The organism is Niabella beijingensis, assembly GCF_020034665.1.
GTDB classification, from domain to species: domain Bacteria; phylum Bacteroidota; class Bacteroidia; order Chitinophagales; family Chitinophagaceae; genus Niabella; species Niabella beijingensis.
The window spans coordinates 1186352-1199185 of the sequence record NZ_JAIQDI010000001.1 but is presented as its reverse complement, the minus strand read 5'-3'; the positions used below and the strand labels follow the sequence as shown (position 1 = coordinate 1199185).

At 47.4% G+C, this 12834-nt stretch carries 8 protein-coding genes; 7 read left to right on the top strand and 1 reads right to left on the bottom strand.

What is annotated here, in order from left to right:
• Positions 1-95: 95 nt before the first annotated feature.
• From rplK to rplL, 4 genes are all read left to right on the top strand, one after another.
• Entirely contained in the window at positions 96-539 is a 444-nt protein-coding gene (rplK, locus tag K7B07_RS05040) for a 50S ribosomal protein L11 (RefSeq protein ID WP_223707974.1), read from the top strand.
• A gap of 32 nt (positions 540-571) precedes the next feature.
• Positions 572-1267 carry a 50S ribosomal protein L1 gene (rplA, locus tag K7B07_RS05035; RefSeq protein WP_223707973.1) on the top strand — a complete coding sequence of 232 codons (696 nt, stop codon included), beginning with the start codon at positions 572-574 and terminating at the stop codon, positions 1265-1267.
• 49 nt (positions 1268-1316) lie between these two features.
• Positions 1317-1886 (top strand): 50S ribosomal protein L10, encoded by a 570-nt coding sequence (rplJ, locus tag K7B07_RS05030; RefSeq protein ID WP_223707972.1) that lies wholly within the window; start codon positions 1317-1319, stop codon positions 1884-1886.
• Positions 1887-1994: 108 nt separating this feature from the next.
• Positions 1995-2369, top strand: coding sequence for a 50S ribosomal protein L7/L12 (rplL, locus tag K7B07_RS05025; protein ID WP_223707971.1), 375 nt, complete (start codon positions 1995-1997; stop codon positions 2367-2369).
• A 114-nt stretch (positions 2370-2483) separates the two neighbouring features.
• Here rplL and K7B07_RS05020 read toward each other — a convergent pair whose 3' ends face one another.
• Complete coding sequence (locus K7B07_RS05020; RefSeq protein WP_223707970.1) at positions 2484-3401, bottom strand: ComEA family DNA-binding protein; 918 nt, start codon at positions 3399-3401, stop codon at positions 2484-2486.
• Between the two features lie 464 nt (positions 3402-3865).
• Between K7B07_RS05020 and K7B07_RS05015 the strand changes: the two genes are divergently transcribed.
• From K7B07_RS05015 to rpoB, 3 genes are all read left to right on the top strand, one after another.
• The gene (locus tag K7B07_RS05015) at positions 3866-7417 is read left to right on the top strand and encodes an Ig-like domain-containing protein (protein ID WP_223707969.1); all 3552 of its coding nucleotides are present in this window, start codon (positions 3866-3868) and stop codon (positions 7415-7417) included.
• Between the two features lie 82 nt (positions 7418-7499).
• On the top strand, positions 7500-8498 hold the full coding sequence (locus K7B07_RS05010) for a hypothetical protein (RefSeq protein ID WP_223707968.1): 999 nt from the start codon (positions 7500-7502) through the stop codon (positions 8496-8498).
• Positions 8499-8922: 424 nt separating this feature from the next.
• Positions 8923-12726, top strand: coding sequence for a DNA-directed RNA polymerase subunit beta (rpoB, locus tag K7B07_RS05005; RefSeq protein WP_223707967.1), 3804 nt, complete (start codon positions 8923-8925; stop codon positions 12724-12726).
• The last annotated feature ends 108 nt before the right edge of the window (positions 12727-12834 follow it).

Sequence of the window (12834 nt, the reverse complement as noted above, 5' to 3'; positions counted from 1 at the left end):
TCAGATCCGGAAATGGAAGAGAAGGTCCCGGTAGCTACCGGGATTGGGAGTACCCGGAAATTTTCGGGTACGTTTGAACCAATAAATCGAATAAAATGGCAAAAGAAATCTCTGGCTTTGTAAAGCTGCAATGTAAGGGTGGTCAGGCCAATCCTGCACCTCCCATCGGGCCGGCGTTAGGTTCCAAAGGTGTGAACATCATGGAATTCTGCAAACAATTCAACGCCCGCACTCAAGACAAAATGGGAAAAGTACTTCCCGTATTAATCACTGTTTACAGCGACAAAAGTTTTGAATTTGTAATCAAAACTCCTCCTGCAGCAATTCAGCTGATGGAAGCCGCTAAAATTCAGAAAGGTTCTAAGGAAAGCAACCGCGCCAAGGTAGGTAAAGTTACCTGGGAGCAGGTGGAGGCTATTGCAAAAGACAAAATGCCCGACCTGAACTGCTTTACCGTTGATGCCGCCATGAAAATGGTAGCCGGTACTGCACGCAGCATGGGACTGAATGTTGAAGGAAAAGCCCCATGGGAAAATTAATCCATTTTACAGAACTTAAAAAGAATTGACAAATGGCATTCATTAGTAAAAAAAGAAAAGTTGCAAATGCAAAGGTAGACGCGAACAAAGCGTACTCACTGAAAGAAGCCTCTGCATTGGTAAAAGATACAAATGTGGCGAAATTCGATGCTTCTGTTGACCTGCACGTACGTTTGGGTGTGGATCCTAAAAAAGCAGATCAGGCGATTCGCGGTACGGTAACATTACCTCATGGAACCGGTAAAACAAAAAGAGTACTGGTACTTTGTACTCCTGATAAAGAAGCCGATGCAAACGGCGCGGGTGCAGACTATGTAGGTCTGGACGAATTCATTCAAAAAATTGAAGGTGGCTGGACAGATGTGGATGTAGTGATCGCTACACCGGCTGTAATGCCTAAGATCGGTAAACTGGGTAAGATCCTGGGACCGCGTAACCTGATGCCCAACCCCAAAACAGGCACAGTAACCAATGATGTGGCGGCTGCTGTTAACGAGGTGAAAGGCGGTAAGATCGCGTTCAAAGTGGATAAAGCCGGTATCGTGCATGCTTCCATCGGCCGTGTAAGCTTCAGCCCTGAAAAGATCGCTGAAAACGGACAGGAGCTTTTAAATGCGTTGATCAAGGCAAAACCCACTACAGCAAAAGGTACTTATTTAAAAGGAATCAGCATGGCAAGCTCTATGGGCCCCGGCATTTCTTTGGATACAAAATCTTTTGTACAGTAATCACCCGGCATAACCGGTTTTAATTTTAAAACAGTCAAACCGCAATAAAATGACTAAAGAGCAAAAAAATGAAGTAATTGAGGTATTGAAGGGAAAGTTCTCTCAATACAGCAACTTTTACATAACAGATACCGAGTCGCTCAGTGTAGAGCAGGTAACAAAATTGCGCCGCGCTTGTTTCGATAAGAATGTGGAAATGAAAGTGGCCAAGAACACCCTGATCAAAAAAGCACTGGAAGCAATCGACGCAGAAAAATATTCAGGCGTTTATGATTCATTGCACAAAGTGACCGCGCTGATGTTTTCTGAAAACCCCAAGGAACCGGCGGTTATCTTGAGCGCATTCCGTACTGAAGCAAAGAAGGAAAAGCCGGAACTGAAGCTGGCCTTTATCAATGGGGATGTTTATGCCGGCGATAACCAACTGGCCACACTGGTGAAGATCAAGACAAAGAACGAACTGATCGGCGAAGTGATCGGTCTGTTACTGTCTCCGATCCAGCGTGTGATCGGTGCCCTGCAAAACAAAGCAGATGGTGCCGCTGCTACTGAAGAAGCAGCACCCGCGGCCCCGGAAGCTGATGCACCTGCGGCAGAAGCAACACCCGCAGCTGAATAATTGTATCTATTGGTAATCCTTATAGAGTAGTAAATCGTTCGTAAACAATTTTTTTAAACCCGCCGTCGGACCCATAGCGGGAATGAAGACGGTAAAAATTAAAACAAAATGGCAGATATCAAAACATTAGCAGAAAGCCTGGTAGGTTTAACTGTAAAAGAAGTACAGGAATTAGCAGATTTTTTAAAGACTGAATATGGCATCGAGCCTGCTGCAGCTGCGGTAGTAGTATCCGGCGGTGGCGAAGGTGGAGCGGCGGCTGCTGAAGAAAAAACAGCATTCGACGTGATCCTGAAGAGTGCAGGTGCTTCTAAACTGAACGTTGTTAAGATTGTTAAAGATCTGACTGGTTTAGGTCTGAAAGAAGCAAAAGAACTGGTAGACGGTGCTCCGAAACCGGTAAAAGAGGGTGTATCTAAAGCAGAAGCTGAAGACATCGCTGCTAAATTAAAAGAAGCAGGTGCTGAAGTAGAAGTAGCTTAATCTTACTTTGAAATAGTTTTAGAAAGCAACCAGAAATGGTTGCTTTTTTTTATGGTTATTTTTGCCACAGCTATCACAGAAACACAACAATCAGTGTTTCCGTGCTTCAGTGGCTTATTCAAAGCGGATATAAGGCGCCAGCTTTTCCCATACGTCATTTGTTTGTGTCACCAGGGGCTGCAGCATTTCTATGGAGGTAATCGGCCCGGATCGCCGTTGTTTTACGATCAGATAGGCCAGTTTGCTGCTGATATAAGGATGTGCGTTGAGCGCCTCGTATGAAGCCGTGTTAATATCCAGCTTCCTGAGTACTGATTCATTTAACCTTAAATAAGGCATTATCTTCCGGAACGTCGAGTCGGGCACACCATAGGTTTCCCCCACCTGCCGGATGCTGTAAAACCCACCCAGCTTTTCGCGGAAGTTCACGATCCTTGCAGCCAGCCGGCTTCCGATCCCGTAAAGCGATTTATAGGCAGTGGTGTCCGCGGTATTGATATCAATAGGCACGACCGTGCGCGTGATGCGTTTTTCTCTTTCAGGTGAGGCCGGGTATGCAAAGGAGCGGTCAGGTGCGGCGATCCTGATATAGGGCTGCAGCCGTTCAAATTCTTCGGGCCGCAACCCGTAGATCTTTTTCAGGTCGTCCGGTTTACGGAACGTTCCGCCTTTGCTTCTGTAGTTAAGTATGGTGCGCACCGTTCGCTTCCTGAGGCCCAGTTGCAGCCAGTCGGCCTCTGAAATTGTATTGGGATCAAAAATAAAAAGACGTGCAGGAGCATCAGTAACGGCAGGACCATTGTTGCGCGGGTGGTCTTCGTTATAAACTGTTTCTGCTGGTTTTCCGTGCCCTTGTTCTTTGTTGGCAGCAGGAGGAAAGGCCTGCAGCAGGGATAATGTCTCTTTCTCCGGAAGCGCTTCTTTGGAGGAGCGGGTAGGGATAAGCGGAAGAACAGCAAAAACAAGTATAATAATGAGCAGAAGGGTCAGGCCTGCCAGTTCTTTTTTTGAAAAGCGGAAGTATTGTTTCATAGATCAGTTTTTTGTATCGGTTGCCGGATCGGGTGTCTCCCCTAATTTAAGCCAAAAAGAGTTTACAAAAAAAAAATCGTTAAAATTTGGTTTATTGGTCATTTGGCATTTATCTTTATGCCGGCTATTGCATTGTAAACCTACTTGATTATTGAACTACTAAATAACTATTGTACCAATTATAAACACTGTAGTAGCTAAAAAAAATGAAGATTGCCCCTTTGTCCTTTGTAAACTGACCATCTTCATTTGTGTTTTTTTTGTGATGTGTTGCACCAAAGCGCTGTGTTTTTGAATCGTTCAAAACCAGCTAACGTGAACTCGGATTTTTTTCTTTGCTGCGATGGTGTCCCGATACCGGGATGATCGCTTTTTTGATACGCCGTGATGTGAGGCGTAGGAGTGTTTTGTATTGTAATACTCTCTGGGAGGTGATGTGCCCGGGGAAATAAACTATATCCAATATGAGATTTTATCTACCTCTTAAAACCGCCGCTAGAAAGGCTGCCTTATGTGTATTTTTATTGACTGTCATTTTATCCAACGGATTTGATGCACTGGCCCAGGTATCTACCATACCTGTGAATCAGTATACGCCATGGGTGAATACCGGCGGAAGAGCGCTTACCACAGCAAACAGTCCGGGTCTTCCATTAGTAGCAAGCTGGAACAGCAGTTCGATTGCGAATGCAGTTGATGGTACGCTCACCAATAAAGCCACCTGGAGCAGCCTGGTTTCTTTAGGTGGTCTCACGCAGGCGTGGCTTGAAGTGAAGGACCCCAACGCTACCGGGGCCCAGGTATATCCGGCAGGTTCCTATGCCGGATTTGTTATTGACGACTATGGTGTATTGGATCTTGCCAATACGGTTACCATCACCACTTACCTGGGTTCAGATTTAAAAGAAACCTATACCGTTGACGGTTCGGTCTTATCCGTATCGCTGCTGGGCGGAGGGATGGCAAAGGTTGGTTTTATAACACAGACGTCTGCATTCGACCGGGTGCGGATTACGTTTAATGTAGTAGGTGTTGCTACATCCAGAAGCGTTTATTATGCAGAGATACTTCGTCCGCAAGCCGGACCGGTGCCTGCCTGTAACACCAATACACCACTGGTACAAACAGCTTACCCTGCAACGGTAATTACCGGTACTACCGGTGTTGCCAATGTAAACCTGCTGGGGGGTATTTTTAGCAATACCGGAAATGTGGTAGATGCCAACACCGGTAATGCCGCTACGATTGCGCTTCCGGTAGGAGCCCTGTCTACCGCTTATCTTTCTGTAAAGGAAGCTGGTGCTCCCGGAGCGATCAGTCATCCTGCAGGTTATTTTGCAGGGTTTGAAGTGGCCAACAGTTCTTTGCTTGGGCTTGGGTTGCTTTCCAATTCCAAGATCTCTACCTACCTCGATGGTGCTTTGCAGGAAGAAGTGGCGGGTAATAACCTGCTCCTCTCTGCACCGCTGCTGAATGGTTCAGGCCGGTCCACTATCGGGTTTGTAACCACCAAAAATTTTAACGAGGTACGTTATACACTTACACAGCCACTGAATGTAAATCTCGGTACTACGTCCGTATATGCGGCCGTTATCAAACGGTTCTGCGCAGGTACGCTGGATTGTAACACGCTGACACCGATGTCGGCAAGCACACAACCGGTTTATATTGATGCAGCGAATACCGGATTTACCGGTGCTGTTTGCGCCTCCTGTAACTTTAACGGTATCGATAATGTAATCGACGGCAATCCGGCTACATCAACTACAATGACCTTAACGGCCGGTTTGGGTACCACCGGAAGTCTGGCAGTTGCAGACGCTGTTACTACTTATACTGCCGGAACATTTGCCGGATTTGATATCCAGGTTTCCACACTGGCAAAAATATCTGTACCGGATGCGGTACGTATAGAACTGCTGAATAACGGAACCGTTGTTCAGGCAGCTACAGGCCCTGCTCTTTTAGCGGGAGTGTCTTCAGCATTACTCAGCGGCCAGGTAAGGCTGCCGGTAGGGGTGATCGCCAAAGTGCCGTTTGACGAAGTGAAGATCAGCTTTAACAGCCTTTTGGATGTGAATCTCGGAAGCGTGCAGATATATGATGCGGTTTGGCAGCGGAACTGCGAAACACCATTGCCCTGTAATACAACCTCCATCCTGAAGACACCGGATTTTGGTGTGGTGATCGATGGTGCCTTAACAGGATTCAACGGGTTGGTGGGTGCCGGATCTGTAGTACGTGATCCGCAGAACCTGATCAATGCTTCCAATACCGACTTTGCAAGAATTGAAGTTGTTGCAGGAGCGGCAGCACAGGGTTCCATTGCTGTGGCAGCGGGTGCGAACACCTTCCCCGGCGGAACCTATGCCGGGTTCATTATCCGTGATAATAACTCTCCGATACTGCTGGCAGACCTGCTCAAAGGAATTACCATTGAAACATATAATGACGGGGTGCTGCAGGAAACCAAAACAGATGCGCAATTGCTGGGTCTTACCGTATTGTTGCCGATCCTGGGCGAGTACGGGGTTAAAGATGTTGGCTTTATCACAACACTGCCTTATGATGAGATCCGTATCTCGGTAGGTGCAGTAGTAGGGGCATCGCTTCCAAGAAGTATTGATGTATTTGGTGCCACTGTTGACACCCGTTATGTAGTACCGGGAACACCGGGATTGAACTGCCCGCTGTTTATCACAGCTCCGGATATCAACTACACTACCATTAACAAACCAGTTGACGGAAACGTGGCCACCAACGACAGGGTACCTGCGGGATCCACTTATTCCAATGCGACTCAGGTTCCGGGAGCTAACGGCGGCACCATGCCGACAGGCGGTACCATCAACCTGAATGCAGACGGTACGTATACTTTCACGGCAACCACGGCGGGCGTTTACTCTTACAACATTAATGTGTGCTCCAATACCGGTTACTGCGAATTGCAGAACCTGACCATTACAGTAACCGATCCAAGTATCAATACGAACAAACCCGTGGTGAATACAGATATCATTACCACCAGCACCGGTCAGACCGTAGCCAGCTATCCGATCCTGGCGAACGATCATGCCAGCAATACCGGCGGTACACTGGGTACACCCACCATCACCGGTGTGGCTTCTCACGGTACGGCTACGATCAACGGCGACGGAACCCTCCGTTATGTTCCGGAAATAGGATTTGTCGGAAAGGATACCGTGATCTATAAAGTGTGCGAAACACCGGGAACGGATCTTTGCGGAAGCGCTTATGTGTTTATCGAAGTAAAACCGGGACCGATCAATACCACAACGGCTACGGATGACTTTAACCAGACAGGCGCAGGTGTTGCTGTAACCGGTAATGTAAAATTAAATGACATCGATGCGGAAGGAGATCCACAGACGATCACCACGCAGAACGCCAGCAATACATACGGTACGTTTGTTCTGACTGCCGATGGTGACTATACCTTTACACCGGCGCCCAACTTCTCCGGTACCGCACAGTTTGCTTATAAGACCTGTGATAATAAAGGAGCCTGTGCAATGGCTACCCTCTATGTGTACACGAAAGATGCAGGTGTGAATCTTGGGGTAAGCATGCTGGCATTGCCCACACAGATCTCAGGAACTAAAACAGTTACTGTAAACGTTACTGTATTCACCGGAAACACCGCATCAAACGGAAGCGCAGTTTATGTATTCGTAAATAAATCGCCGAACATTACCCTGGAAACCTACGAGGCAGCAACCACCAATGCGCTGGGGCAGGCAGTACAGAATGCCGATTGGAGTTATGACGGTGACGATGCATCGCGGTATCGCTTTAAACTGGGCGGGGTGAACAACAAGACGGTTATTGCTGCCAGTTCAGCATCTACCTTCAGCTGCAAGTTTACTTTCACCGGAGTGAACGTTTCCGGATCGGATAATATTACTGCAAACATTTTTGAAGGATCTGGCGGAGATAATGACAACACAAATAACAGTGATACGGAAACAATCAAATACAACAGGGATACACCCTAATGGGTACTGTGCCTGATAAAAAGATAATTGAATCGAAAGAAAAATGAGCGACTTAGTTATAATGAAAAAAACAGCATTCAATATGAAAAAAATCTACGCCTTTGTACTGGCTTTGGTAATGTGTGGTGGTGTCTATGCCCAGGATCCCTCTGTCAGCGGGGTAAAAGTTGATCCAAATCCGGCACAGTTAAATGCCAGCGGAACATTTAGTTTTAATTTCCTGAACGCCTCTGCAACGGCCATTCCCTTAGGGCCGGTACCGGCATCGATAACCATCAACCTGAACAGGCTGACCCCTGTTCTGGAGACCGGGAATCCCAAGGTAACCGGTGCAGGTGCTGGTTATTTTGACTGGACCTATGACCCTACCAATAATGTGATCATGGGAAGGCAGAATAAAGTGATCCCCGGCGAAACGCCTACTGTACCTGCGGGCGGGCCGATAGAGATCGAAGTAGTGTTTACAACCGCTGCCTCACAGGCTGAGGCAGGAGCTGGGAATGGTAACGGTGGTATCATTAATATCCAGCCCGGTTCCGGCGGAAACCTGAATCAGACCAATGACCAGGTGAGCGGTTATGGATACACTGATGGTGTGCTTCCCGTTGCCTTTGGTTTCACCAGTGCCAGTTTTGTTTCCGGAAAGCTAAAAGTGGAATGGGCTACACTGACAGAAGTCGATAATAAATCATTTACGATCGAGCTGTCGAAGGACGGTAAACAATTCACTCAGGTAGGACTTGTTCCCACCCAGGCCGCAGATGGCAATTCCACTGCGGAGATCAAATACAGCTTCAGTAAGAACTGGCAGGAAATCGCTGCACAGCTTGGTTTCTCCCCGCTGCAGCTCGCCATCATGGTATTGCTGGTGATCTCTGTTCTGGTATCTGCAAAGCGCGCCAAAAAACAGGCGATGTTGTTCTCCCTGGCCCTGTTGCTTACTGTTGGTATCGGATGCCGTAAGAAAGAAAAAGAGCTGGATCAGCAGAACTATCCCAACGCCTTTGTGCGGATCGGCCAGATCAACAAAGATGGTACCACCTCCAACTATTCCAAGGTGGTGAAAGTGGTTGCAGAATAAAAGGTAGTAAGATTTTTTCAAAATAAAGACGGCCCGGAACCGATTATATCGGTTCCGGGCTTTCCCGTAGAAATAAGCAGCCCCTTCAAATTATTGGGTTCCTATTAATATTTTGATAATCAATAAAATGCAGTTTTCCGGGTGTATGGGCGGGGTAAAAACGGGAAAATACACGAAACAGACAGGCCTGCTTTTTTTAAATAAAATTTTAGAAATGTCACTGTCTGGCAATATTCTTGTGAGAAGTTTTCTTCTTTTCAAAGTTTTCCTTAACTTTGCCTTCCTTTTATTTTGGCCAATAAAAAATTGATTAAACAAGACATGTTCATGTAATTGAATCTCAATGGATTTCTTTTAGCAATAAAAGTGATCCTGTTTTTGTTTTGTACCTGATCAATCATTAAAAAAACCGGGTTTATAACATATGTCATCTACAAAAGTGAATTCAAGAGTAAATTTCGGAAAGATCAAGCATTTAGCTGAAACACCTGATCTGCTCGAAGTACAAATTCAATCCTTTAAGGAATTTTTCCAATTAGAAACCACACCAGACAAACGCAATATTGAGGGCCTGTTCCGGGTATTTAAGGACAACTTCCCCATTACTGACACCCGCAATATCTTTGTGCTGGAGTTTCTGGATTATTTTATTGATCCTCCCCGTTACTCGATAGACGAGTGTATGGAGCGCGGACTGACCTACGCGGTACCCTTAAAGGCGAAACTGAGGCTGAGCTGTAATGACGAAGAGCACGTAGACTTTCAAACCATCGTACAGGATGTGTTTTTAGGAAACATTCCCTACATGACTCCCCGCGGAACCTTTGTGATCAACGGGGCAGAGCGTGTGGTGGTTTCCCAGTTACACCGTTCTCCGGGCGTATTCTTTGGTCAGTCGGTACACCCGAATGGTACTAAGATCTATTCCGCCCGCGTGATCCCGTTCAAAGGATCCTGGATGGAGTTTGCGACAGATATCAACAACGTGATGTATGCTTACATCGACCGTAAGAAAAAATTCCCTGTAACCACGTTACTGCGTTCGATCGGCTATGAAACGGATAAGGACATCCTGGAATTATTCGGCATGGCCGATGAAGTTCCGGGCGACCGCAAAGCACTGGAAAAACAGCTGGGCAAACGCCTGGCCGCCCGTGTACTGCGTACCTGGGTGGAAGACTTTGTAGATGAAGACACCGGTGAGGTGGTTTCCATCGAGCGGAATGAGATCGTGATGGAACGCGATGTGGTGCTGGACGAAGAGGCGATTGATATTATCGCGGACATGGATGTAAAAAGCGTATTCGTACAGCGCGAAGATGTTGGTGGCGACTATGCCATTATTTATAATACGCTGAATAAAGATACTTCCAACAGTGAGCTGGAAGCGGTCCAGTTCATCTACCGCCAGCTGAGAGGTGCCGACGCCCCGGATAACGAAACCGCCCGTGGCATCATCGATAAACTGTTCTTCAGTGATAAACGTTATGATCTGGGTGAAGTAGGACGTTACAAGATCAACCGCAAGCTGAATATTGATGCCCCGGTTACGCAAAAGACGCTGACAAAGGAAGACATTATTGAGATCATTAAATACCTGGTACGTTTAACAAACGGGAAAGCAGAGATCGATGATATCGATCACCTGAGCAACCGTCGTGTGCGGACCGTAGGTGAGCAATTATATGCACAATTCGGTGTTGGTCTGGCCCGTATGGCCCGTACCATCCGTGAGCGTATGAACGTGAGGGATAACGAGGTGTTTACACCCGTTGACCTGATCAATGCGCGGACCCTTTCTTCTGTGATCAACTCGTTCTTCGGAACCTCTCAGTTGTCGCAGTTCCTGGATCAGACCAACCCGTTATCCGAAATCACCCACAAACGCCGTATCTCTGCGCTGGGGCCAGGTGGTCTGAGCCGCGAGCGTGCCGGCTTTGAGGTACGTGACGTACACTATTCGCACTATGGCCGTCTGTGTACGATCGAAACGCCGGAGGGACCGAACATCGGTCTGATCTCTACACTTTGTGTTCACGCCAAGATCAACGAAATGGGCTTCATCGAAACACCTTACCGCAGGGTAACCGATGGTAAAGTGAACATGAAAGAACTGGAGTTGCTGAGCGCAGAAGAAGAAGATACGGCCAAGATCGCGCAGGCCAATGCCCGACTGGATGAAAACGGCAATTTTGTAAATGACCGCGTGGCCAGCCGTGAAACAGGTGACTTCCCGATCCTCGACAAAAGCGAGGTGGAATATATGGACGTTGCTCCGAACCAGATCGTGGGCCTTAGTGCTTCGCTGATCCCGTTCCTGGAGCACGATGATGCCAACCGGGCACTGATGGGTTCAAACATGCAACGCCAGGCGGTTCCGCTGCTGCGTCCGGATGAACCGATCGTAGGTACCGGTCTGGAAGGCAAGGCTGCGAGAGATTCAAGGATCCAGATCCATGCGGAAGGAAATGGTGTGGTGGAGTTTGTGGATGCCAATGAGATCCATGTACGCTACGACCGGGATGTGAATGAAAAACTGGTAAGTTTTGAAGAAGACCTGAAAGTATACAAGCTGACCAAGTTCATCAAGACCAACCACGAAACCTGCATGAACCTGAACCCGGCAGTGAAGAAAGGGCAAAAGGTAAAAGCGGGCGATTTCCTGACCAACGGGTACGCGACAAGAAATGGTGAACTGGCCCTGGGTAAAAACCTGAAAGTGGCCTTCATGCCCTGGAAGGGTTACAACTTCGAGGATGCCATCGTGATCAGCGAAAGAGTGGTAAAAGAAGATATGTTCACTTCGATCCACATTTCCGAATATGAACTGGAAGTGCGCGATACAAAACTGGGTGAAGAAGAACTTACCTCAGATATCCCGAATGTTTCTGAAGAAGCTACAAAAGACCTGGATGAGAACGGTATCATCCGTATCGGAGCCCAGGTAAAAGAAGGTGATATCCTGATCGGAAAGATCACTCCCAAAGGAGAAAGCGACCCGACTCCGGAAGAGAAACTGCTGCGTGCCATCTTTGGTGACAAAGCCGGTGATGCAAAAGATGCTTCTTTAAAAGCTCCGAACGGAGTAGAAGGTGTGGTGATCGGTAAAAAACTGTTCCAGCGCGCCAAGAAAGACAAGAATGCGAAAGTGCGGGAGAAAGCAGCAATCGAAAAACTGGATAAGGCACACGAAAAGAACGAACAGGACCTGCTGAATGTATTGCTGGAGAAACTGGGAACCATCCTGGAAAACCAGGTATCTGCAGGAGTGATGAACAGCTTTGATGAGATCGTGATCGGAAAAGGATCCAAATTCCATGCGAAGAACCTGGGAGCACTGGATTACGCCAACATCAATCCGCTGGGCTGGACCACTGACGAGAAGATCAATAACCAGATCAATACCCTGTTGCACAATTATAATATCAAGTATAACGAAGAGCTGGGAAGATACAAACGCGAGAAATTCAATATTTCTATCGGGGATGAATTACCTGCAGGTGTATTGAAGCTGGCCAAGGTATACCTGGCGGTAAAACGTAAACTGAAGGTGGGGGATAAAATGGCAGGTCGTCACGGTAACAAAGGTATTGTTGCCAAGATCGTTCGCCAGGAAGACATGCCGTTCCTTGAAGATGGAAGCCCGGTAGACATCGTACTGAACCCGCTTGGGGTACCCAGCCGTATGAACCTGGGACAGATCTACGAAACCGTGTTGGGCTGGGCAGGTAAAGAACTGGGAGTGAAATTTGCCACTCCGATCTTTGATGGTGCTGAACCGGAAGAAATTGAAAAGTATTGCGCGGATGCCACCATTCCCAAGTTCGGTCACACGCACCTGTATGATGGTGAAACCGGCGAACGCTTCCACCAGAAAGCAACTGTGGGTGTGATCTATATGATCAAACTGCACCACATGGTGGATGATAAGATGCACGCCCGTTCTATAGGACCATACAGTCTGATCACACAGCAGCCGCTGGGTGGTAAGGCACAGTTCGGTGGTCAGCGTTTTGGTGAGATGGAGGTTTGGGCACTGGAAGCGTATGGTGCGTCCAGCATCCTGCAGGAATTACTGACCATCAAATCTGATGATATCATAGGCCGCGCAAAAACGTATGAAAGCATTGTGAAAGGCGATAATATCCCGAGAGCCGGCGTACCGGAATCCTTTAACGTGTTGATTCACGAATTAAGGGGACTGGGACTGGACCTGACATTCGAATAACGGATATACGGGATCCCGACCGGGACAAAAGCTGAACACAACTATTAAAAATTAAATGATTTGAGGGGAAGGCATTACCTGAACCTCAAATCTCAAATCATAAATCTT